Source organism: Kluyvera genomosp. 1 (genome assembly GCF_001266615.1).
GTDB classification, from domain to species: Bacteria; Pseudomonadota; Gammaproteobacteria; order Enterobacterales; family Enterobacteriaceae; genus Kluyvera; species Kluyvera cryocrescens_A.
Genome location: NZ_LGHZ01000021.1, coordinates 19,952 through 43,200, shown reverse-complemented (window position 1 = coordinate 43,200; position 23,249 = coordinate 19,952). Strand labels below are relative to the sequence as shown.

Genomic DNA, 23,249 nt, shown 5'->3' with positions numbered 1-23,249 from the left:
TAAGCGTAAAGGGGATAACAAAAAGGGCGACACGATTGTCGCCCTTTGTTCTGTATTCGGACCCGAGGGTGTTTCCCCGCCCGCTCCGCTCCAGACTATCGCTTAATTATCTTCGCTAAACAGCTCGATAGCACACCGCGTATCAAGCCATCGTCAGTCCCCTACGATGCGTCGGCCGTGCCTGGCAATGTTTCAGGAAGCTGGGCCGCAAAGCCTCTTAGGCCAACCACATGCACATGCTCGTGGTTATTCACCACTTTACGTACCAGTTTGTAGGTTGTCCCTTTCTCCGGACTGATGTTTTCTGGTGCCGCGATAATCAGCTGCATTTCCAAACGTTCACACAGTTCGAATAGCGTAGCAATCGAGCGGGCATCAAGACGCGCAGCTTCATCGAGGAACAGCAGACGACACGGCGACAGATCTTTGCCGCGCAGACGACGCGCTTCATCTTCCCAACTCTGAACGACCATCACCAGAATTGACATCCCGGTACCAATAGCTTCACCGGTGGACAGCGCGCCAGACTCAGCACGCAGCCAGCCATCAGAACCACGGTTAACCTCAACTTCCATTTCCAGGTAGCTACGATAATCGAGCAGCTCTTCACCAATAGTCTGCGGCGTACGCTGGCCCATATCAATCTGTGGGTTCAGGCGCTGATACAGCTTCGCCAACGCTTCCGAGAAGGTCAGACGGTTGCTGTTAAACAGATCCTGATGCTGTTCATGCTGCTCAGACAACACATCCAGCAGCATCGAGTGAGTTTCACGCACATTCACGTTCAGACGGACGCTGTTCACCTGGCCGAAGGAGACATTCTGTAACCCCTGGTTCAGTTGGCGAATACGGTTTTGTTCACGCTGAATAGTCTTGCGAATAATATTCGCCACGCTGCGAGAGCTAATCGCCAGCTTCTGTTCGCGGTTGGTCAACTCTTCGGTCAGACGACTCAGTTCAATCTCCATCTGTTCGATAGCTTCAACCGGGTCATCGGTGCGAATAATATCCTGACGGATACGCTCGCGCAGATGCTGATAAACCGCCACGAAGAACTGAATTTTACGTTCTGGGCGTTTCGGGTCTTCCGACATACGCAGTACATCGCGCAAATGTTCGTTGTCCGCGACCGCCAGACGCAGCGCACCCAGCGCTTTATCCGACATGGAACGCAAATCATCGGCAGAAAGATAGGCCAACTCACGACGATGCAGGCGACGTTCGACATTATTGTCTTTCACCAGACGCATCACCGCGCACCATCCAGCCTTCGCCGTCACAACCTGCTCGCGCATCTCCAGATAATCACGTTCCAGCTTACGCAGTTTACGGGTCAGGTTGTCCATCTCCGCTTCACAGAAGGTGAGTGCTTTTTCCAGCTGGTTACGACGCGCACGGTTATTGCTGAGCTGGGCATGCAGTTCATCACGGCGTGCACGCGCACGTTCTTCGGCCCCCGCATCGGCGCGGACGCCGATATCTTTGAGCTCTTTGTGCAGATCGTTGAGCAACTCTTTTTTGGTGTCGTAGGAGCTTTTCAACGATGCCAGTACCTGACTGTATTGGCTGACCTGCGCGGCGTGGGTACGCATCGCTTCACGTGCCCGGCTACGCTCGGTCTCAGCCTGAGCCAGACGCTGACGCAGTTTCTCGTTCAAATCGCTATTGCCGGAAAGCATATCGGCAGAGTCAGAATAACCAAAGTGGGCGCGACGCTGCACCACTTCTGTCAACGCAAAGGCCTGCTGGCGCGCTTCGCGCTGCACCTGCTGTGACCAGGCATAATCTTCTTTTAACTGCTCAAACTGCTGCGGATCGCTTTGCAGTACGGAAGCAATCGGCTCGAGTTTCGCCAGCTGATTACCGTGCTGCTGGATGAAGCGCGCAGCTTCCTGGGCTTCGTCCAAACGTTCCTGAATTTCATCAACGCGATCGGCCAACGTTTCATCAGCCAACAGGCTCAAACGCGGCAGCAGGCGGTTCAACAGTGCAACGCCCTCTTTCGCCTGTTCAAACTGCGTCTGTTGCTGCTGGTTGTCGCTTTCGTGGCTGCTGAGCGCACGCTCAAGCTCGTTACGACGAGTATTCAGCTTGCGAATTTCGGCTTCCGGATCGGCTTCAAAGGCCACGGAAAGATGGCTGCCGATAAAGCGGCTGAATGCCTGATGCAGGCGCTGAGTTTTTTGGACGTCAAACGACAGCGTCGCAAAACGTTCAGACAGCCCTTCACGCTCGGCGTGTAGGCTTTCAATACGGCTTTCACGCGCAGCACGGCCAAACAGCGGCACCGACGGGAAGCGAGAATAACGCCACTGGCGGTCGGCAATTTTAACGACAACCGCTTTTTCCAGTTCATCGACGGCAAATACGCTGTCATCAAACGACTGCGGATCCCCTTCAATCAGATAGAGATCTTCCGGACAATCTTCCAGCCCTTCCAGATACTCGGCGATCTGCGACAGATCCGGCACGACAATCGCGTGGCGCGATGGGCCGTACAGTGCAGAGAAGTACGGTGCATCTTCAAGGCTTACGTCGTCATAGATTTCCGACAGCAGCACACCGCCAAAACGCTCCGCCAGCGCATTAAGACGCTGATCTTCAGAACCGCCGGGCTGGCTTAAGCGCTCAATTTCATCATCGACCGCACGCTTACGCGTACCGACTTCGTCACGCTCAACGATCGCTTCACGTTCACGCTCCAGCAGCTGCTGCAGATACTCGGTCACGTCCTGGCTTGATTCAAACTGCTCGCCACTCTGTTCGCACAGTTGGTTCAGGCTATTTTGTGCCGCCAGCCATACCGGCGCACGGTGCATCAGCGCCGAGATCCGTGATTGCAGCTGCTCTTGTTCCTGACGCAGCGCCATACGCTGTTCACGCGCGTCGCTGACGCAGTCGCTCAGCGCCGCAATGCGCGCTTCCAGTTCATGGTGCAGGGTTTCGAGCTCGTCGATATCGTACTGCTTGCCCTGCCGTTTGCAGAAATCAGCCAGCAGACGTTCGGCATCCTGCTGTTCGCGCAGGCGCTGCTCCAGTTCGTTCAAACGGCTACGCAGCGGTTGCGCCTGCTCCGCCAGATGGCGTTGGTTGACACCATCGCGCAGGAGTTCGCGGGCGATATCCCAGGCCTCATCACGAGCCAGAGGGCCGTTAATCGCCTCAACGATTTTGAAGGCCTGTTCAAACTGGCTGTGCGCCGTCTGCGAAACGCTCATCTTCTGCTCTAAGGTCAGCAGTTTTTCAGTCGCTTCCTGTTCTTTGGCCTGGAAGGTTTCCAGCCACTCATCCGCACTTTCCGGAGTCAAATCCGGCAGATGGCAAAGTTCTTTTGCACGCTGTAACGCCTGCAGCGCTTGGGTATACTGAATGGCGCGCGTCTGTTGAACATCCAGCGCCTGCTGGTAGTCCGCCAGTTGGCTTTTCAGTTCATCCACTTCCAGCTCAGCGGCTTCCGCACGCGCTTCATTCTCTTCTTGCTGGTCGGCCGCTTCCGCTACTACTTCATTTTGTTCTTCCAGACGAATTTGCAGCTCGTCCAGATCCGCTTCATAGCGTTCAATTTTTTCCTGCTGACGCAGGGCGGTTTGGACCAGATTCAGGTGATCGCTGGCGGCCTGGTGATCGGCTTCGAGATCCCCTTCTGCTCCATTGTGCTCCTGAAGTTCACGCGCCATATCCACATGTTTGTACTGTTCCGCCGCTAGCTGTGAGCGAGAGGTAAACAGTTCGCGACGATACTCCAGCGCTTTATCCAGATGCACCCGACGTTCGTTGGCGTGGCGCATATAGTCAGCGGCCACATAGTCGGTCGCTTCGGAAATAAGATGTTTAAACAAGTCACGATCGGACTGCGTCACGCGAATCGCTTCCAGCGTCATGCGATTTTCACGCAGCGCGGCTTCCATGTCCTGGAATGCCTTACGCACGCCGCTGTTTTCCGGCAACAGGTAGTCGCGCAGGGAGCGGGTAATGGCGCTGGAGATACCACCGTACAGCGAGGCTTCAATCAGACGATAGAACTTGCTACGGTCAGACGCTGAACGCAGACGACGCGCCACAATGCCCAGGTCAAACATCAGCGAGTGGTAGTCGGTAATCGAGTTGAACTGTTTGAACTGGACACCTTCAATGGTATCCAACTTGTCTTTGAGTTCCTGGAGCGTTAGGACGCGCGCCTGGCGTTCGTTCAGCGTTTCAGTCAACAGTTGGGTCGGCTGGAATGAGGTTGGCAGACCCTGGATAGCGAACGGTTTGATGTCCACTTTACGGTCACGGCCCGCAACCTGTTGCAGACGTACGCCAACTACCACGCGCTGGTTGCGCGAGTTCATCACGTCCAGCACCGAATAACAGACACCGGCTTTCAGCTTACCGTGCAGACCTTTATCGCGTGAACCGCTGGTCGCCCCGGCTTCCGTGGTGTTACGGAAGTGCAGCAGGGTTAAGTCCGGGATCAGCGCCGTGACGAAGGCCGCCATGGTGGTTGATTTACCCGCACCATTCCCGCCAGACAACGTGGTGACCAGTTCATCCAGGTCAAAGGTACGAGCAAAGAAGCCGTTCCAGTTAATCAGCGTTAGCGAACGAAATTTACCGCGATCGATCATTATTCTTCCTCCCCGCTATCCTGCTGATTGTCGTCGTTCTCGTCATTAAGCTGCAGATGGTTCTCAATAGGCATTGCTTCACCGTCGCGGATCATGCGCAGCTGCGCTTCGCGCGCGTCATCGCCGGAGCGCACATCGGCACCAAAGCGGAAGACGGATTCGGTAATGCGGAACTTGCTGCTGTCATGCCCCATAAACCACACCATTCCCAGACGGCGCAGGCGGTTAAGCGAGGAACGTACTTTTTCTTGCAGCTTCTGACGGTCCAGGTCGGAACCGGTGGAGCGGTTGTTCACCAGCTTCAGCAGTTTGGCCTCTTCGGCGAGCGCCAGCAGTTCGTCATACAGCTCTTGCTGGGTGAAGATACCTTCGTTCGCCAGACGCTCAGGGCTGAGATAGAGGTAGCAGAGAATCTTGCCAACCATCATATCCAGCTCGGAGAGTACCGAACGCGGGATAAGCGTTGTGGAACGCGGGCGAAGATAGAAAAACCCTTCCGGCGCGCGGATAAGTTCAACGTTATAGCGGGCGTAAAACTCTTCCAGGTATTCCTGGAAATCCATTAAAAATGCGTGATTATCCAGTTCGTCGAGGCCAATGTGGCGACCGGCACGCAGCGCGCTATCCAGCGCAGGAAAAATGGGATTGGCCAGAGCCTGTGCCAGTTTAACTGGCATCACTTGTTCAATATTTGTCGATGACATGCGCCTGTACCTTGGCTCCGTAATCATTAATCGACTGCCATTTTGCCGGCAGTCCGGTGAAATCTGCGTGTGCAATACCCAAACGTACCGCCTGGTCTACCACGATTCGCGCAACGTCAAAGTGACGCGCACGCGGGTACTGAACCAGGTACTCTTTGACCACCAGACCGAGATCCAGCGGCAGCTGTTTGGTTTTATAAATCGCCAGCTGCTCTTCAATCAGCGCAGCGAGCTGTTCGCGAATTTCGTTAAATTCTTCGTATTCTAAATCCGGTGGAAGTTCCCCGGTAACCTCTTCGTCACGCAGCGTCATCTCTTCATCACGCATGTCCAGCAAACGGTCGGCATTGGCATAGGTGAGCGCCCATGGCGCATCGAAATAGTTCTGTACCGACTGGCGCAGTCGCTGGGCGAAGACGCGGTTTTTATCCATATCAATCGCGGTACGGATAAATTTATGCACGTGGCGGTCGTAGCCAATCCACAGGTCAATCGCCTGTTGGCCCCAGCTCACGATGCGGTCGAGCTTACTTTGCAAATCAAAGACCAGACGATCGACAAACTGCAAATCGTTGTGACTGAGGGTGGCATCCTGAATACGCAGCAGATTCGCCTGCAGCTTATCGCCCGCGGCGTCCAGCGTATCCTGAAGCTCACGCAGCGTGCCGGACGTTTCTGACAGCAGCAGTTCACAGCTGGAAATCGCCGCTCGCCAGTCTTTGTTCAGCAGCTGAGCGATGTCATCTTTCACCGACTGTTGCTGCTCATCCATGATGCGCTGCGTCAGGTCGATGCTGTCGAAAATTTCAGCCACCGAATATTTGAGCGGCGCGTAAACATGACGGTGCCAGTGGAACTCATCGCCCCCTTCGTCAGCAGAATCCGCCGCGCGCTTCAATTCACCGGCGACGATCGACAGCTGCATTGACAGGCGCAGCGTCGAGAACTCGCGCTGGCGAATATAGTAGTCGGTAATACCAATACCCAGCGGCGTCAGACGATAGATGGCATTCCCTTCTGTGATTTCGCTGGTAAAGCGGTTCAGCAGACGTTGGCGAACCAGGTCGTTGATCGCGTTGTTGGCGCGCGTTCCGATGGTTTCACTGGTTTGCTCAAACGCATCACTGACGTGACGAAACGCATCCACCAGCTCGCCTTCCGTCATTTCACCTTCCAGTCGTTCGCCGTTCAGCGTTGCGACGGCCAGCAGGAATGAGAGCCTATCGACGGGTAGCGAGATGGCAAAATCATTTTTCCTGGCCCAGGCAACCAGTTCGGGGACTGTCTGGGAAAATTCACTCATCGTTTTTCCTTGTTTCTGTCTGCGGCTTCAGTGCGGTGACATGAATATAGCGCCCCAGGCTAATATACGGTTCCTGGCGGCAATAGCGCGTTTCCAGTTCCAGCAGAATATCAAAACAGTTCTTCTGCATCTGCTTATCGCGCAAATAGTCATGAAACACTCGCACGCCGGTTTTCCCGTTAATGTGCCAGCCGATATCTTCCAGCCAGCTATAGACCTGCTGCGGATCGCGCGGATAGTTCGGCGACAGCGTCCGTCTTTTCTTTTTCGGCATGCCGGCAACGACATAATCGAAGTTGCCCACCACCATGTTATGCATCAACAGGCCGTTTGCATTGTAGAACATTAATGATAATGCGCCGCCCGGACGAAGCACCGACCACAGTGTTTTTAACACATCCTGCGGATCGGCCACCCACTCCAGCACAGCGTGAAACAATATCAGATCAACAGGGCTTTCCAAATGCTCGTCCACATCCTGGACTGCGCAATGTATGAAATGCATGTTGTCGCTCACACCTTTCTCGTCTGCCGCCTTGCGTGCACGGGCGATCATCTCCGCAGAAAGGTCGCACAGCGTCACATGATGCCCGCGCGCTGCCATTTTGAGTGCAGTCTGGCCTTCACCGCCGCCAGCATCGAGGATACGCAGCGGTTGGGTACCCATCGTCGCCAGCAGCTTGTCCAGATCCTGCCACAGAATAGCCTGACGCAGCTGGCCCTTGGTGGTGCCATAAATGTTGCGCGAGAACTTTTCTGCCATGTCATCAAAATTGCGATCCTGCACAGGGCATCCTTACTGACTTCGCCAGCCACAAAAGGTCTATTTTGTCACACCCACGGCGAGAATGAAGCTATCTGGTGTAATATCGCTTCATTCATACGGTCAGATGCTTAAAAAAGGTACTCTACAGAATGCTTTTTATGCTGAAAAAGTATATCGGCGGAATGATGCTGCCGCTGCCGCTGCTTCTTTTGCTGATAGGTTTAGGAATTGTCCTGGTTTGGTTCACGCGTTTTCAAAAACTGGGCAAAACCGCCATTACCGCAGGCTGGCTTGCACTGCTGCTATTGAGCCTTCAGCCGGTTGCCGACGGACTGCTGAAACCCATTGAAGATAAATATCCCACCTGGCGTGGCGAAGAACCGGCACAGTACGTGGTGGTGCTGGGAGGGGGTTATACCTGGAACCCAAATTGGGCGCCAAGTTCTAACCTGATCAACAACAGTTTACCGCGTCTGGCGGAAGGGATTCGCTTGTGGCAGGCCAATCCTGGCGCCAAAATGATCTTTACCGGTGCGCGTGCGCTGACTAATCCCGTCAGCACGGCAGAGGCCGGTGCTCGCGTGGCTGAAAGCCTTGGCGTACCGCGCAGTGAGATTATCGTGCTGGATAGCCCAAAAGATACGGAAGAAGAAGCCAGCGCGGTTAAAGCGGCTATTGGTGACGCTCCTTTCCTGTTGGTCACCTCAGCGTCTCATCTACCGCGCGCCATGATTTTCTTCCAACAGGTAGGGCTGCATCCGCTTCCTGCACCAGCCAACCAGCTGGCCATCGTATCACCGCTTAATCCATGGGAGCGCATGATCCCTTCCCCGGTCTGGCTGATGCACAGCGACCGGGTGGGTTATGAAACGCTTGGCCGTATCTGGCAATGGTTAAAAGGCGATTCAGGAAAGCCAGGGGAGCAGTGATTTTGACGCGAGATCGAAATTAGCGCGGTTGAATTTACCGGTATTCACCAGCTTCTCAACTTCATCCCACAGCAGATAGAGCCAGCGCCGCCAGAGGAATGCTTCGGCAACCGGCGCGCGCTGGAGATAATGCCACATCAGCTGTTCCGCCTGTCCGCTTTCGTGCAGGCGGAACAGTTCATATTCCCTCGGAGCCCACAAAATTGGCCCCGGCCCCACCATCGCCAGCAGCTGATCGCTACGGGAATCTTTTAGCATGCTACGTAACGTTAAATGCCCATGTACCAGCACACAGTTATCGCTGAACCCCTCAAACAACGCGTCCAGACATTCACGAGTGCGGAACAACAGTCGTTTATCCTGCATCGTCAACCCGGTGCTGTGATAGAGACTAAGAGTGCCCCACAGCACTTCAATCCGCTGGCGATACCATTGCGGCCAGCTGTTTTCCTGAGTCCCATCGACAAAGCCGACGCTGCCTGAACTGTCCACCCGATGCCACGCCAATAACGCTTCGACAATTTGATCTTTTAACGCATCCCAACGCTCAGGGCTACGGGTTGGCGCTTCGGCCGGAACGCCGCGCAGACGTTCCAATAGCAACACATCCGGGCCAGGATGTTCTTCATGCGTCATCACGCCGTACACCACTGGCATCCGCACGGTACCGCTACGCGCCAACATCGATATTTTCCACGCCAGCTGGCGGGCCAACCCTGGTGACGAGAAGCTTCGCGCCAATAATGGCATCGGATTACCGTTGGCATCATACAGCGACCACAGCGCGGTATCCGTCTGCTCGTTAATACACTCCACGCGGCTGAGTGATTCACCCAAAAGATGGCTGAGTTCTACACGTAGCTGTTCCATGTCAGATTACCCCTATAAAAGCCATTGCTTTCATAATGAGCATATGGGACGTGAATTTCACCAGACAAGATCAAAATTGCAACAGATAGTCAGGAAACATGAGGCTAAAGACGCCCCCTGTGAACAAGGGGGCGAAGGGATTACTTCATTTCGGCGCGAACGCGGGCCAGATCTTCTGGCGTATCAACGCCCGTACCCGGGACTTCTTTCGCCACCGCGACGTGAATTTTTTCGCCGTACCAAAGTACGCGAAGCTGCTCAAGCATCTCAATGTGCTCAAGCGGACTTGGCGCCCAGGTGACGTAACGACGAATAAAACCGGCGCGATAGCCGTAGATACCAATATGGCGTAGCAGTGTGTCGCCGATCGCTTCACGGCTTTTCGCAAAGCGATCGCGATCCCATGGAATGGTGGCACGCGAGAAATAAAGCGCATAACCGTCTTTGTCCATGACGACTTTCACCGCGTTCGGGTTAAAAGCTTCTTCAGCGTCATGAATCGGGACCGCCAGCGTCGCCATGCCGGATTGGCTGGCTGCCAGATTATCAGCCACCTGGCGGATAATCACCGCCGGGATCATCGGCTCATCGCCCTGCACGTTAACAATGACGGTATCATCGCTAAAACCACACGTCTCAACCACTTCCGCCAGACGTTCGGTGCCTGACTGATGATCGGCGCGAGTCATGCAAACTTCACCACCGGCGGCTTCAACGGCTTGTTTCACTTCCGGGTGGTCGGTCGCCACGATAATACGTTCAGCGCCGGATTCGCGCGCGCGCTCCAGCACGTGCACAATCATCGGTTTGCCGTTGATATCCTGCAGCGGTTTACCCGGCAGGCGCGTAGAGGCAAAACGCGCGGGAATAATAACGACAAAACTCATGGTCTGTTCTCTTCAGCAGCGAGTACGCGGGCTTCAGTTTCCAGCAATACGGGAATTCCGTCACGCAGGGGAAACGCCAGATTATCAAGTTTGCAAATCAGTTCTTGCTTGTCCTGGCTGTAGTACAATTTGCCGTTGCAAACCGGGCAGGCAATAATTTCAAGTAGACGGTGATCCATGGTTCCTCCTGATGGGCCGTATCGAAAACCAGTGCAGCATATCATAGAGCGCTAACGGTCGGCGTCAATCTCCCATCCGCGACGTTGTTCACTAAAGAGTTTTTCTGGCAGTGAACCAAACTTAACCTGTGTGGCACCCTGCCAACTGGCAAAATCATTAATCGCCTGTTTCAGCCCATGTTCAAGGTGCTGGCTCACACGCACGCCCACCTGCAAATACAGTGCGAAAATATCCAGCACGCCGTCGCGACGATGTATTTTGCTATCCATTCGGCCAACGATTTCTCCCCGATGTAGTAGCGGCAAAACAAAATAGCCGAACTGGCGCTTAGGTGCTGGCGTATAGCATTCGAGGCGATAGCTAAAATCAAATAATTGTTCAGCCCGTTTACGATCCCAGACTACAGGGTCAAAAGGCGACAGCACCGCGCTGTGGGTGGCATTCAGCTTGCCCGCGGCTGCCCGCTCAAGCTCAGGCAACCTGCTATTGTGTACCCACATTTCGCCCAGCGTTCCGACATCCACGGCCACTACTTGCTGTTCAGCCCGCCACTGCGCCATCAGAGCCGCCAGATCGGGTTTACGCAGGCGGTAGTAATCCGCCAGCCATTGAGGTCGAAAAATGCCCAGGCTGCGGGCGCTATTTTCCAGCATCTGCATTTCAGCAACGGGCTGCGCCAGCGCGTCCGTGGCATCATTCCAGTTCGGCATCACGCGTTCAGTGAGATCGTAAACGCGCTGAAAGTTACGCCTCGCCACCACCATCACTTCGCCGGCGGTGAACAGACCTTCCAGATGACGTTTATGCGGTTTCCATTCCCACCAGCCGCTTGCCCCTTTCCGTGGATGCGAGAAATCAGCGGAACGTACCGGACCGTTTTCGGCGATATGGGATTTCAGCGCCACAATCTCCTGCGCGTGTTCATCCATCCAGCTTTGATGATATTTCCAGCCCATGTTGTGCGGAGCCAACATACGGTGGCGCACCAGCGGAAAATCCTGGCGCGGCAGGAAGCAGGCTTCATGAGCCCAATACTCCATCAGTTCGCCACGGGCAAGTGCATCATCTAACCATGCCTGCGGGTAAGCACCCAGACGGCTGAATAACACCAGATAGGGGCTGCGAGCCACCACGTTGATGGTGTCAATTTGCAGCAGCGACATTTGTTGGATGGTAGGCAGAATATCAGCCGCTGTTGGCTGACGGCGTGGGCGATTAAGGAGACCCTGCGCGGCCAGATGAAGATGACGCGCTGCGCGTAGGGAAAGGTGATGTTCGGCCATACCAATTCTCCTGGGTATCGCCGATGCCGTGTTAGCGTCTAGCGAGAGTTATCAAGTCCTGTAGCAGCGTCTGTGCACGGTCGCCGGAAAGAACAGCATCGACCGGTAAATACCACCAGTTTTCCTGCGCAAAGCGGCGGCATTTCACCGCATCTTTTTCTGTCATAATCAGCTGTTGACCGGGTTCGACCAACGCCTGTACATCCGCTTCCGTGAGCGCCTTGTGGTCGGCTAAGGCGACGGTGCGCACCGGTTGTAGCCCGCACTGATTCAAGGTAGCAAAAAAACGCGGCGGATGACCAATACCGGCCATCGCCACTGCGTTTTTCAGCGTGTCCACAGGACGCCTTTCATGGGTTAATAAATTAACCGCCTCTCCGGGACGCAGTACCATCGGGATTTCCCCCGATTGAGCCTCTCCACCGTTCACAATCCGCGCATCAACAGAGTCTAAACGTGAAGCTCGCTCACGCATTGGGCCAGCAGGTAGCCACCAGCCGTTCCCAAAACGACGTACGCCATCGATAACAACGATCTCTTTATCTCGCGCCAAACGATAGTGCTGTAACCCATCATCAGTGACAATAAGTTGCAGATCGTGAGCGGCCAGCAGCGCTTTTACCGCATCTACTCGCACTGGGGAAACAGCGACCGGCGCGCCGGTGCGTTGAAAAATAAGCACCGGTTCATCGCCCGCTTCTGCGGTCGTCGTGCCGGCATTTAGCAGCAACGGATAGCGTTCAGCTTTACCGCCATAGCCACGAGAAACCACACCGACACGAATACCCTGGCGCTGCAGTTGCTCAACCAGCCAGATAACTACCGGCGTTTTACCATTACCGCCCGCGGTCAGGTTACCGACGACCACAACTGGACAAGGCGCACGCCAGGCTTTCTTCAGACCAAGCTGATAGCACAGTCTGATAATGCCGCTCACCAGGCCATACAGCCAGGAAAGCGGCAACAGCAGGCGCCAAAGCGGCGATTCGCCCGACCAGATTCTGGCTATCATTCGCCAAACTGCATTTTGTGCAGCTGCGCGTAAACGCCACGCTGCTCCAGCAGATCGCTGTGGCTACCGCGCTCAACAATCTGGCCATCTTCCACCACGATAATTTCGTCGGCCTGTTCGATGGTAGAGAGACGGTGTGCAATGACCAGCGAAGTACGGTTTTTCTGCAGTTCATCCAGCGCCGATTGAATCGCACGTTCAGATTCGGTATCCAGCGCAGAAGTGGCTTCGTCAAGGATCAGGATTGGGCTGTTACGCAGCAGCGCTCGCGCAATCGCAATACGCTGACGCTGACCACCAGAAAGCAAGACGCCGTTTTCGCCGATAATTGTATCCAGGCCGTTATCCATCTTATTGATAAAGTCCATCGCATAGGCCATACGCGCAGCATCTTCAATCTGCTCGCGGCTGAATTCTTCCGTACGCGCATAGGCAATGTTGTTGGCGACCGTATCGTTAAACAGATGCACATTCTGCGAAACCAGCGCGACCTGATTACGCAACGCGGAGAGCTTGTACTCGCGTAAATCATGGCCATCAAGCAGGATTTCGCCTTCATCGATATCGTAAAAACGGGTCAGTAAACTGGCGATGGTCGATTTACCCGAACCAGAACGCCCAACCAACGCCACCGTTTTCCCTTCAGGGATAGACAGGTTGATATTGCGCAGCGCCGGTACTTCACGGCCTGGGTAGGTAAAGGTGACGTTACGGAACTCAATTGCACCTTTCGCGCGATCAACGTCGAGTTTGCCTTCGTCTTTTTCCTGCTCGCTATCAAGAATCGCAAACAGCGTCTGGCAAGCGGCCATTCCACGCTGGAACTGCGCATTCACGTTAGTCAGTGATTTCAGAGGACGCATTAGGGCAATCATTGAGGAGAAGACGACGGTAATGGTACCCGCAGTCAGCGTTTCCATAACGCTTGGGAAGCTTGCGGCATACAGAACGAACGCCAGTGCCAGTGAGGCAATCAACTGAATAATAGGGTCAGAAATCGAAGACGCAGAAACCAGTTTCATTCCCTGCAGACGCATCTTGTTGCTGACTTTATCAAAGCGATGAGACTCAACGGCCTGACCACCAAACATCAGCACTTCTTTATGCCCTTTCAGCATCTGTTCGGCACTGGTAGTAACCTGCCCCATCGTATTTTGCATATTCTTACTGATGCTACGGAAACGCTTGGAGACCACGCGGATCGCAATTGACACAATGGGTGCCAGTACGATGAGAATCACCGACAGCTGCCAGCTGTAGTAAAACATCATGATGAACAGACCGATAATCGACGCCCCTTCACGGACAACGGTAATCAGTGCGCTTGATGAGGACGATGCGACCTGTTCAGAGTCATAGGTAATACGCGACAGCAGCGTCCCGGTGGACTGCTTATCGAAGAATGAGACCGGCATTCCCATCATATGGCTAAATAGCCGACGGCGCATGGTCATCACCACTTTGCCAGAAACCCAGGAGATACAATAGCTTGAAATATAGCTTGTGATGCCACGCAGGATCATCAAGCCAATAACGACCAGCGGCATCCACAGCAGCACTGAGCGATCTGTTTTACCAAAACCATCATCCAGTAACGGTTTAAGAAGCGATAGCATAAAGGTATCGCTGGCCGCGTTAAGGACTAACGCGATGGCCGCCACGATCAACCCTGCTTTAAATGGCGCGATAGTCGGCCAGAGTCGGCGGAAGGTCTGCCACGTGGAGAGATCTTTGTCGTTCTGCATTCAAAAAACCAGCTTATGTTGAAATAGCCGCATATTCTACCCGTTATCGCGAGTCTCGCCAAACCACTGATGATACCAACGTGGTAAAAGTTGATCTCGTAAGCCTTCAATCTTCCAGCCTTTAGCACCGAAAGTGACGGTAATCTGCCCCTGATGGGGGGTATCAAACCAAGCGTACTGATGCTGAAGATAGCGAGCCTTTATCTTTGAGGAAGGCAGGTGCCATGCGTTATAGCGAGATGCGGAAGCCAGTGCAGCAAAGCCGCCCACCCGTTGAATCAACGCTAAACCTGACGATGTCGAACTGCCATGATGTGGAACCTGAATAATTGTAGACGCAAATGGCTGCCAGAAACGGCTAATCATGGCCATTTCAGCCGGAAATTCAATGTCTCCCGTAAGCAGAATGCTATTTTTCCCATCATCAACCTTCACCACGCATGAACCATTGTTACCCTTCTGCACGTTGCCAGCTAATGGCCAGAGTGCACGGAAGGTAAGCCCCTGCCATTGCCAGGATTCACCACGTGAGCAAGGCAGGTGCCCCGCCCAGCCCAGTGGGCTTCTAACCCACGTCCGCGGCCAAACGCGTTGCACAGAATGAAGCCCCCCACGATGATCCAGATGATCGTGGCTCAGTACGATCCCTTGTAACGTTAGTCCATGCCAGCGCAGCCAGGGGATGATCAATTGCTCACCGCTATCCCCTCCGGGCCATGCTAGCCCTGTATCATAGATAAGCGCATTGCCACCTTTAGCAATCACCAAAGCTAACCCCTGCCCCACATCCAGCATTGTGACGCTCCATTGATCTTGAGGCGTTTTACGCCACAAAGGAAAAGAAAGCAGTACAGCGAACGACAGCCATAGCGCCAGAAATCGCCACCATCCATGTAGACGCCAGACAACTACAGCCAGCCAGGGCAGAAGCGACACACCGAGCCAGGCACCACTAATATTCAGCCACCCCGTCGGCAGCAAGTGTAAGTAGCGAAACAGCAGCGCTATAACACTATCCGCACCGTTCCATACCGCCATTTCAGCCGCTGCTGGTGCCCAAAGGTGTAAAAACATAGCCAGCAAAATAAGCGGCACAGCGATGAATGTGACCACCGGCACCGCTACGATATTTGCCCATAACGACGTCATGCTCATGCCGTGAAAAAGCGCAATTTGCAGCGGAGTGAGTAGCAACAATAAGCCAAACTGCAAATGGATAAGCCTTGCGAATGGCGTAAACAGCCGCGAAAAATACCCGACTGGAAACGGCACCCACTGGTACCAAAAAATCAGAACACCGACAGCAAATGCCGACAGCCACAGGCTGTCCGAGAGTACCGACAGAGGATCGATGAATACGATAGCGGCCAGACAGCAAAGCCATACCTCCCAGCCAGCCCACTGCCTGCCACTTAATCGTAGTGCATACCAGATAGCAGCAGCCACTACCGTTCGGAGTGCAGGAGGTTGCATTCCCGTCAGCATGGCGTATGCAATACCCGCCATGAGTCCAATCAGAGATGGAAAACGCCAGCCGATAAGCCAGCTGGGCAGGAAGAATTGAATACCACGAATCAACAGCCACCCCAGCGATGCGCCAAGTGCAATATGTAGCCCCGAAATCGCCATCAGGTGTGAAGTCCCGGTTTGCTGCATCAACATTTTAATTTCCGGGGAGACCGAAAGACGCTCCCCCATCCCCAATGCCAACATCACATCCCGCCATTCATAGTCCGCAAGCAATGCTTGCAACGAGGCCAAGAATTGCCCACGTAGACTACAATCGGTATCCAGCGGTTGCGCGTCAACAATTCGCCCCGTCAGCGGGCGGTTCTGCGAGAGTGCATAGCGCTGTGCATCAAAGCCACCTTCATTAAGCTGTCCGTGCACGGCTCGCGCACTTACCGCTATACGCCAATGTTGCCCAACACAGGGAGGCTTTGGCAGATAGCTCCCATATAAAGCAATCTCTGTTCGCGCAAAATAACGCTGCCCTTCCAGATGCGTAATGATGCCACGGTGTGTGGTTTGCCCATCCGTTTGCGTGAGTACAATCTCAATATGTCGATTTTTCCCCGGCAGGATTTCGGCTGGCAGCAACACCCGCCATGCAGCAAGAACGCCCCAACAAAAGAAAAGCCCAATAAGACAGGCTACGCGTCCCATTCGCCCAAAAAACACCAGCGCTACACACCCTACAATGGCTAATTTGATGGTGCCTGGTGACGGCAACTCGGGCAATACACTAAGCGGTAGAATGCCCAGTAGCACGCAACAAGCCAAATGTGGTAGACGCATTTACACCTCCTTGATAGCAGAAGTGTCGCGCTGGCTTAGTCGTGTGTCGCGTGGTTAAAAATGGGTTTACGGAGAAGATTCCAGAGCAGCGTTTAAAGCAACTCTACGTTGCAGCCAAACTGCGAGACGCATTCCGCAGAGACCGCAAAGAAATGGGGATTGTGATCGTAGAATCGGTATTTCAGAAACGAAAAAAGCACCCGTAGGTGCTTTTCTCTCAATCAAGTTTGTCGCACTTGGCGAGACGAACTCAATCGTAAATATTGGCGCGATCGCGCAGTTCTTTACCCGGCTTGAAGTGCGGCACATATTTGCCTTCCAGTTCCACTTTGTCGCCAGTTTTCGGGTTACGCCCGGTACGTGGTGCTCTGTAGTGCAGAGAGAAGCTGCCGAAACCGCGGATTTCAATGCGCTCACCCTCAGCAAGGGTTGAGGCCATATGCTCCAGCATCTCTTTCACCGCATCTTCCACTGCTTTTGCAGGGATATGGGATTGCTGGCTGGCAAGTCTTTCAATCAATTCTGACTTGGTCATGATTCCTCCGGTTTCCTTTTAAGGAAAATTAGCTAACAGCTTATTAAACAAGGGCGGCCGTAGCCGCCCTTTGTGCTAGATTACAGGCCGAAACCTGCAATCTGTCAAGTAAACTCATCACAATTCAGGTTGTTAAACCCAAATCGGCAAGATTACTCGCCTTTAGCTGCTTTGAATGCTTCAGCCATAGCGTTGGAGAAGTTGCCGTCTTCCTGTTTGTTGTTAACAGTAGCGATTGCATCTTTCTCGTCAGCTTCGTCTTTAGCACGAACAGACAGGCTAATTGCGCGGTTTTTACGATCAACGCCGGTGAACTTAGCTTCAACGTCATCGCCAACGCTCAGAACCAGAGTTGCATCTTCAACGCGGTCACGGGATGCTTCAGAAGCACGCAGGTAACCTTCAACGCCGTCAGCCAGTTCTACGGTTGCGCCTTTAGCGTCAACTGCAGTCACTTTACCGTTAACGATAGCGCCTTTCTTGTTCAGAGCAACCCAGTTGTTGAACGGATCTTCTGCGAGCTGTTTAACGCCCAGGGAGATACGTTCACGTTCTGCGTCAACCTGCAGAACCACAGCTGCGATTTCGTCGCCTTTTTTGTATTCACGAACTGCTTCTTCGCCTGTAGCGTTCCAGGAGATGTCAGACAGGTGAACCAAGCCGTCGATGCCGCCGTCCAGGCCGATGAAGATACCGAAGTCAGTGATAGACTTGATTTTACCTTCAACGCGGTCGCCCTTGTTGTGGGTTTCAGCGAACTGCTGCCATGGGTTGTTTTTGCACTGCTTCAGACCCAGGGAGATACGACGACGTTCTTCGTCGATATCCAGAACCATAACTTCCACTACGTCACCAACGTTAACAACTTTGGATGGGTGGATGTTTTTGTTGGTCCAATCCATTTCGGATACGTGTACCAGGCCTTCAACGCCTTCTTCGATTTCAACGAAGCAGCCGTAGTCGGTCAGGTTGGTCACGCGGCCAGTCAGTTTGGTACCTTCTGGATAACGCTTAGCGATAGCTACCCATGGATCTTCGCCCAGCTGTTTCAGGCCCAGAGATACACGAGTACGTTCGCGGTCGAATTTCAGCACTTTAACAGTGATTTCGTCGCCAACGTTTACGATTTCGCTTGGATGCTTAACGCGTTTCCATGCCATATCAGTGATGTGCAGCAGGCCATCAACGCCGCCCAGATCAACGAATGCACCGTAGTCAGTGAGGTTCTTAACGATACCTTTAACTTCCATGCCTTCCTGCAGGTTTTCCAGCAGCTGATCGCGCTCTGCGCTGTTTTCGGATTCGATAACGGCACGACGAGAAACAACAACGTTGTTACGCTTCTGGTCCAGCTTGATTACTTTGAACTCAAGCTCTTTGCCTTCCAGGTGCAGCGTATCGCGCACTGGACGAACGTCTACCAGGGAACCTGGCAGGAACGCACGAATACCGTTCAGCTCAACAGTGAAGCCACCTTTAACTTTGCCGTTGATAACACCAACAACAGTTTCAGCGTCTTCGTATGCTTTTTCCAGCGTGATCCAAGCTTCGTGACGCTTAGCTTTCTCACGGGACAGCAGGGTTTCGCCGAAGCCGTCTTCTACTGCGTCCAGCGCAACGTCAACTTCGTCACCGACCTGGATTTCCAGCTCGCCGGCTGCGTTTTTGAACTGCTCTGCAGGGATTGCAGATTCAGATTTCAGGCCCGCATCAACCAGGACGACGTCTTTGTCGATAGCAACAACAACGCCACGAACGATGGAACCCGGACGGGTTTCGATTGTTTTTAAAGATTCTTCAAATAGTTGAGCAAAAGATTCAGTCATGTTTAATCTTCGAAGTTAGATTTAACGTCCACCTGACACCTTGTCGGATGGGGTTGTTTCACATACCCGCTGTCAATCCATTGCAACGGGGGTACTACAAAATTCTGTCGCGTTTTACGCGAGTGCCAATTTCTGGCGCGCATAGTCTAACGCTTTTTCAATTACTTGCTCAATGCTTAAGGTGGTGGAATCCAACACTAAAGCATCAGCGGCAGGAACCAGTGGCGCAACGGCACGATTACGATCGCGGTCGTCACGTTCCTTTATCTCTGCCAAAAGGCGCTCAAAGTTAACACTAAAGCCCTTTTCCTGCAACTGTAGCATGCGGCGGTTGGCACGTTCTTCCGATGACGCATCAAGGAAGATTTTTACCGGCGCATCCGGGAAGACGACTGTCCCCATATCACGGCCATCGGCAATCAGGCCTGGTGCTTCACGGAAACCGCGCTGACGACGCAGCAGCGCTTCACGAACGCGTGGGAATGCGGCAACCTGGGAAGCCGCATTAGCAACGTCCTGGGTGCGGATTTCACCGCTCACGTCTTCACCTTCAAGAATGACTTCCAGCGTACCGTCAGTCGAAACAAAGCGAACGTCCAGGTGAACCGCCAGGGGAACGAGCGCATCTTCCGAGGTCACGTCAACATGATGATGCAACGCAGCCAAAGCCAGTACGCGATAAATCGCGCCCGAATCCAGTAAATGCCATTGCAATGCTTCTGCCATGGCTTTGCACAGTGTGCCTTTACCCGCGCCACTTGGGCCATCAATGGTAATTACCGGGGCAATTGCCGTCATCTCTATCTCCTTAATAAAAGGCGTAATCAACGTAAACGCCGCGCATTATACGCATCTCTGCGCCCGACGGTTACTTTTGTCTGCGAATTCCAGAATTAGGCCTAAGAAGTGCAGGAGAATAGATAAGTATAGTGGGCTGGCAAGATGCCAGCCCAGAAAGTGTATTTTTTATGCTAAGATCAGCGTTAAGCCAGAGTGCTGATACGCGCCAACTGTTCGAAATAATCCGGGAACGTTTTCGCCGTACATTTCGGGTCGAGAATGGTCACAGGCGTATCGGACAGCGCCACCAGCGAGAAACACATCGCCATACGGTGATCGTTATAAGTACCAATTTCCGCAAAATTAAGCGTCGCAGGCGGCGTAACGCGAATGTAGTCTTCGCCCTCTTCCACTTCTGCACCCACTTTGCGCAGTTCAGTCGCCATCGCGAACAGGCGATCGGTCTCTTTCACTCGCCAGTTGTAGATGTTACGCAGCGTGGTCGTCCCTTTGGCAAACAGCGCAGCGGTAGCGATGGTCATGGCGGCATCAGGGATGTGGTTCATGTCCATGTCGATAGCGTTAAGTTCACCGCGCGTGCAAGCAATAAAATCATCGCCCCAGGTCACGGTAGCGCCCATTTTTTCCAGCACATCCGCAAAACGGATATCGCCCTGAACGCTGTGACGACCGATGCCAGTGACCTTCACTGTGCCGCCTTTAATAGCGCCCGCAGCAAGGAAATATGAAGCCGAAGACGCGTCCCCTTCCACCAGATATTGGCCAGGGGAAACGTACTGCTGACGACCACGCACCACAAAGCGCTGGTAGTTCTGGTTTTCCACTTCCACGCCGAAAGTTTTCATCAGGTGCAGAGTGATATCGATATACGGTTTAGACACCAGGTCGCCTTTAATGGCGATTGTCGTGTCCTGAGGTGCCAGCGGTGCAGTCATCAGCAGCGCGGTGAGGAACTGACTGGATACGCTGCCATCCACTTCGACGTTACCACCGGTAAATCCACCCTTCAGGCGCAAAGGCGGATAGTTTTCCTGTTCCAGATAATCAATCTGGGCACCGCCCTGGCGCAAAGCATCGACCAGATGACCAATTGGGCGCTCTTTCATACGCGGCTCGCCGGTCAGCACAATATTATTGGTCCCCAAGCATAAAGCGGCTGCCAATGGGCGCATCGCCGTGCCAGCGTTGCCGAGGAACAATTCCAGCTCGTCAGATGACTGCAACATGCCCGCATTACCGGTGACTTCACAACGGGTACGATCGGCGGACAGGGTATAGTGAATTCCCAGAGCCTTCAGCGCGTTCAGCATGTGGCGAACATCATCACTGTCCAGCAGATTGGTCAGGACGGTGGTGCCACGAGCCAATGCCGCCAGCAGCAGTGCGCGGTTCGACACGCTTTTTGAACCGGGCAGATTAATGGTGCCGTCGACACGCGCGATAGGTTGTAACGTCAGGGATTCCATGAAACTCAACTCTCTAAAACAGAAGTAAAAACCCCACGGCGTAACCGTGGGGATGAATAGATACAGCCAGATTAACCGTGACGGCGTTCGAAGTCTTGCATGAAGTTCGTCAGCGCCTGTACGCCAGCCAGCGGCATTGCGTTATAGATAGAAGCGCGCATCCCGCCAACCACACGGTGGCCTTTCAGTGAATGCAGACCGGCCGCAAACGACTCTTCGAGGAACACTTTATCCAGCGCGCTATCAGCCAGCTGGAATGGAACGTTCATGCGGGAGCGGTTGGCGCTCGCGACATCATTGCGGTAGAAATCACTGCCATCAATAGTGCTATACAGCAGATCGGCTTTTTGCTGATTGATGCGATCCATGGCTTCTACGCCACCCTGCTCTTTCAGCCATTTAAACACCAGGCCAGAAAGATACCAGGCAAAAGTCGGTGGCGTGTTAAACATAGAATCATTGTCGTTCAGCACGGTGTAGTCGAGGATTGACGGACAGGCTACATGCGCTTTACCCAGAAGATCTTCGCGCACGATCACCAACGTTAAGCCAGCAGGACCGATGTTTTTCTGCGCGCCCGCATAAATAACACCGTAGCGGCTCACGTCAATTTGACGCGACAGAATGGTGGAGGAAAAATCAGCAGCAACGACAACGTCTTTCCCAAAGTCCGGCGTTTCTTCAATCGCAATACCGTCAATGGTTTCATTCGGGCAGAAATGCAGATAGGCCGCATTATCGGAAAGCTGCCATTCACGCATCGGTTTCACTGCGCGTTTACCATCAACGGTAACCTTGGCGTCAATCACGTTCGGTGTGCAGTATTTTTTTGCTTCTTTAACCGCACTGGCAGCCCAGTAGCCAGCGTCAACGTAGTCGGCGGTGGTTTTATCGCCCAGGATATTCAGCGGAACGCCGGCAAACTGACCGCGACCGCCGCCATGGCAAAACAGAACTTTGTAGTTGGAAGGGATATTGAGCAGGTCGCGGAAATCTTTTTCTGCTTCCTCGGCCACCTGGATAAATTCTTTACCACGGTGGCTGACTTCCATTACCGACGTACCTAACCCGTTCCAGTCGCAAAGTTCTTGCTGCGCCAATTTAAGAACATCTGCCGGTAACATTGCCGGACCTGAACTGAAATTAAAAACCTGAGCCATTTTCCCTCACCACGCTAAAAGCCATAAGTAATAACTGTGGATATCGGTTTTATCATTCAGTGACACGCGCCGCAATGTCTAAAACTTTTCGCCCGCGAATTGCGTTGATCGTCACACAAAACATTCTTCCGCTCGAGTACGTCAAAACCGACAAAATAGCTGTCAGGCGACGCGTTTCGCCCGGCTAACCTTCGTCCATACTGGATTCGTACAGCGAGGACATAATTGACGACAACCGACCTCAAGGCTGACGACATAGCTACATCGCGCACAAGCGTACTCGCCCGACGCTGGCATCACCTTAAATCTCGGCGCGAAGCTTTCTGGCAAAATGCACAAACCCGGCTTGACGTCGTCGTCAGGATAATAGAAAACACTGATTTGGCCGTTGGTCTCCATAATCGCCAACCTGACTTGCCCCAGCTGTTCAACGCTGTTAAGCCGCAGTTCCATCAGAAACTCCAGCTCGGTCATATTGGCTTTACGAACGTTCTCCCACGCGAGTTGCCCCTCTTTCACAATGACAATAGCTTTGCCTTCCAGCAAATCCTCCAGCTTTTCGCTTTTCGACATCAGCCACATCACCAAACGGTAAAGTAAAGCAAGGGAGACGAACACCACAAAAACCGGCACCAACGGCACATCATCATAAAAAGCGACGTCCCCTGCCGCTGAACCCAACGTCAGAATGATCAGAACTTCAAACAGCGACATCTGCCGAACGCCGCGACGCCCGGTAATTTTGAGAAAGAGAAAGACTAATAAAAAGGTAAACAGGGTTCTTAACGCGACTTCGCCTAAAAATTCAGGCGGGAATTTATCAAACGCCATCCGTTGAAGATCAAACGCTTTCATCTTTTCCACGCCTTAACAA

18 protein-coding genes are annotated in these 23,249 nt (G+C 53.4%); 1 reads left to right on the top strand and 17 read right to left on the bottom strand.

Annotated elements, in window-relative coordinates; all coding sequences use genetic code 11:
- Positions 1-161 precede the first annotated feature (161 nt).
- The 4 genes from mukB to cmoM are packed head-to-tail and all read right to left on the bottom strand — an operon-like array spanning position 162 to position 7,404.
- Positions 162-4,610 (bottom strand): chromosome partition protein MukB, encoded by a 4,449-nt coding sequence (gene mukB, locus KP80_RS12865; RefSeq protein WP_052284046.1) that lies wholly within the window; start codon positions 4,608-4,610, stop codon positions 162-164.
- A complete protein-coding gene (mukE, locus tag KP80_RS12860; protein WP_052284045.1) occupies positions 4,610-5,314 on the bottom strand; it encodes a chromosome partition protein MukE in 705 nt (234 codons plus the stop codon). The genes mukB and mukE overlap by 1 nt, the downstream gene beginning before the upstream one ends.
- Positions 5,295-6,617: a chromosome partition protein MukF gene (gene mukF / locus KP80_RS12855; RefSeq protein WP_052284044.1), complete on the bottom strand. Its 1,323-nt coding sequence runs from the start codon at positions 6,615-6,617 to the stop codon at positions 5,295-5,297. The genes mukE and mukF overlap by 20 nt, the downstream gene beginning before the upstream one ends.
- Positions 6,610-7,404, bottom strand: coding sequence for a tRNA uridine 5-oxyacetic acid(34) methyltransferase CmoM (gene cmoM / locus KP80_RS12850; RefSeq protein WP_052284043.1), 795 nt, complete (start codon positions 7,402-7,404; stop codon positions 6,610-6,612). The genes mukF and cmoM overlap by 8 nt, the downstream gene beginning before the upstream one ends.
- 128 nt (positions 7,405-7,532) lie before the next feature.
- On the opposite strand from cmoM, the gene elyC reads away from it, so the two are divergent.
- Positions 7,533-8,312 (top strand): envelope biogenesis factor ElyC, encoded by a 780-nt coding sequence (gene elyC / locus KP80_RS12845; RefSeq protein WP_052284042.1) that lies wholly within the window; start codon positions 7,533-7,535, stop codon positions 8,310-8,312.
- On the opposite strand, the gene KP80_RS12840 is transcribed toward elyC, so the two are convergent.
- The 13 genes from KP80_RS12840 to KP80_RS12780 form a co-directional block, all read right to left on the bottom strand.
- The gene (locus KP80_RS12840) at positions 8,289-9,182 is read right to left on the bottom strand and encodes a YcbJ family phosphotransferase (protein WP_052284041.1); all 894 of its coding nucleotides are present in this window, start codon (positions 9,180-9,182) and stop codon (positions 8,289-8,291) included. The genes elyC and KP80_RS12840 overlap by 24 nt on opposite strands.
- 140 nt (positions 9,183-9,322) lie before the next feature.
- The gene (kdsB, locus tag KP80_RS12835) at positions 9,323-10,069 is read right to left on the bottom strand and encodes a 3-deoxy-manno-octulosonate cytidylyltransferase (protein ID WP_052284040.1); all 747 of its coding nucleotides are present in this window, start codon (positions 10,067-10,069) and stop codon (positions 9,323-9,325) included.
- Positions 10,066-10,248 (bottom strand): protein YcaR, encoded by a 183-nt coding sequence (ycaR, locus tag KP80_RS12830; RefSeq protein ID WP_052284039.1) that lies wholly within the window; start codon positions 10,246-10,248, stop codon positions 10,066-10,068. The genes kdsB and ycaR overlap by 4 nt, the downstream gene beginning before the upstream one ends.
- 51 nt (positions 10,249-10,299) lie before the next feature.
- Positions 10,300-11,532 carry a winged helix-turn-helix domain-containing protein gene (locus KP80_RS12825; RefSeq protein ID WP_052284038.1) on the bottom strand — a complete coding sequence of 411 codons (1,233 nt, stop codon included), beginning with the start codon at positions 11,530-11,532 and terminating at the stop codon, positions 10,300-10,302.
- 31 nt (positions 11,533-11,563) lie between these two features.
- A complete protein-coding gene (lpxK, locus tag KP80_RS12820) occupies positions 11,564-12,544 on the bottom strand; it encodes a tetraacyldisaccharide 4'-kinase (RefSeq protein WP_052284037.1) in 981 nt (326 codons plus the stop codon).
- Complete coding sequence (gene msbA / locus KP80_RS12815) at positions 12,541-14,289, bottom strand: lipid A ABC transporter ATP-binding protein/permease MsbA (protein ID WP_052284036.1); 1,749 nt, start codon at positions 14,287-14,289, stop codon at positions 12,541-12,543. Before msbA ends, lpxK begins: the two co-directional genes overlap by 4 nt.
- Positions 14,290-14,325: 36 nt before the next feature.
- Positions 14,326-16,587: a ComEC family protein gene (locus tag KP80_RS12810; protein WP_052284035.1), complete on the bottom strand. Its 2,262-nt coding sequence runs from the start codon at positions 16,585-16,587 to the stop codon at positions 14,326-14,328.
- A 250-nt stretch (positions 16,588-16,837) separates the two neighbouring features.
- Positions 16,838-17,122 (bottom strand): integration host factor subunit beta, encoded by a 285-nt coding sequence (gene ihfB / locus KP80_RS12805; protein WP_052284034.1) that lies wholly within the window; start codon positions 17,120-17,122, stop codon positions 16,838-16,840.
- Between the two features lie 152 nt (positions 17,123-17,274).
- Positions 17,275-18,948: a 30S ribosomal protein S1 gene (rpsA, locus tag KP80_RS12800; protein ID WP_052284033.1), complete on the bottom strand. Its 1,674-nt coding sequence runs from the start codon at positions 18,946-18,948 to the stop codon at positions 17,275-17,277.
- 114 nt (positions 18,949-19,062) lie between these two features.
- Positions 19,063-19,746: a (d)CMP kinase gene (gene cmk, locus KP80_RS12795; RefSeq protein WP_052284032.1), complete on the bottom strand. Its 684-nt coding sequence runs from the start codon at positions 19,744-19,746 to the stop codon at positions 19,063-19,065.
- Between the two features lie 185 nt (positions 19,747-19,931).
- Complete coding sequence (gene aroA, locus KP80_RS12790; protein ID WP_052284031.1) at positions 19,932-21,215, bottom strand: 3-phosphoshikimate 1-carboxyvinyltransferase; 1,284 nt, start codon at positions 21,213-21,215, stop codon at positions 19,932-19,934.
- 71 nt (positions 21,216-21,286) lie between these two features.
- Complete coding sequence (serC, locus tag KP80_RS12785; RefSeq protein WP_052284030.1) at positions 21,287-22,375, bottom strand: 3-phosphoserine/phosphohydroxythreonine transaminase; 1,089 nt, start codon at positions 22,373-22,375, stop codon at positions 21,287-21,289.
- Positions 22,376-22,537: 162 nt separating this feature from the next.
- The gene (locus tag KP80_RS12780) at positions 22,538-23,230 is read right to left on the bottom strand and encodes a DUF421 domain-containing protein (protein ID WP_052284029.1); all 693 of its coding nucleotides are present in this window, start codon (positions 23,228-23,230) and stop codon (positions 22,538-22,540) included.
- Between the last annotated feature and the right edge of the window lie 19 nt (positions 23,231-23,249).

Coding starts and splice junctions, on each gene's coding strand:
- KP80_RS12840 (WP_052284041.1), bottom strand. CDS start 9,182: ATGGAACAGCTACGTGTAGAACTCAGCCATCTTTTGGGTGAATCACTC.
- aroA (WP_052284031.1), bottom strand. CDS start 21,215: ATGGAATCCCTGACGTTACAACCTATCGCGCGTGTCGACGGCACCATT.
- rpsA (WP_052284033.1), bottom strand. CDS start 18,948: ATGACTGAATCTTTTGCTCAACTATTTGAAGAATCTTTAAAAACAATC.
- mukF (WP_052284044.1), bottom strand. CDS start 6,617: ATGAGTGAATTTTCCCAGACAGTCCCCGAACTGGTTGCCTGGGCCAGG.
- KP80_RS12810 (WP_052284035.1), bottom strand. CDS start 16,587: ATGCGTCTACCACATTTGGCTTGTTGCGTGCTACTGGGCATTCTACCG.
- serC (WP_052284030.1), bottom strand. CDS start 22,375: ATGGCTCAGGTTTTTAATTTCAGTTCAGGTCCGGCAATGTTACCGGCA.
- KP80_RS12825 (WP_052284038.1), bottom strand. CDS start 11,532: ATGGCCGAACATCACCTTTCCCTACGCGCAGCGCGTCATCTTCATCTG.
- mukB (WP_052284046.1), bottom strand. CDS start 4,610: ATGATCGATCGCGGTAAATTTCGTTCGCTAACGCTGATTAACTGGAAC.
- KP80_RS12780 (WP_052284029.1), bottom strand. CDS start 23,230: ATGAAAGCGTTTGATCTTCAACGGATGGCGTTTGATAAATTCCCGCCT.
- msbA (WP_052284036.1), bottom strand. CDS start 14,289: ATGCAGAACGACAAAGATCTCTCCACGTGGCAGACCTTCCGCCGACTC.
- elyC (WP_052284042.1), top strand. CDS start 7,533: ATGCTTTTTATGCTGAAAAAGTATATCGGCGGAATGATGCTGCCGCTG.
- lpxK (WP_052284037.1), bottom strand. CDS start 12,544: ATGATAGCCAGAATCTGGTCGGGCGAATCGCCGCTTTGGCGCCTGCTG.
- mukE (WP_052284045.1), bottom strand. CDS start 5,314: ATGTCATCGACAAATATTGAACAAGTGATGCCAGTTAAACTGGCACAG.
- kdsB (WP_052284040.1), bottom strand. CDS start 10,069: ATGAGTTTTGTCGTTATTATTCCCGCGCGTTTTGCCTCTACGCGCCTG.
- cmk (WP_052284032.1), bottom strand. CDS start 19,746: ATGACGGCAATTGCCCCGGTAATTACCATTGATGGCCCAAGTGGCGCG.
- ycaR (WP_052284039.1), bottom strand. CDS start 10,248: ATGGATCACCGTCTACTTGAAATTATTGCCTGCCCGGTTTGCAACGGC.
- ihfB (WP_052284034.1), bottom strand. CDS start 17,122: ATGACCAAGTCAGAATTGATTGAAAGACTTGCCAGCCAGCAATCCCAT.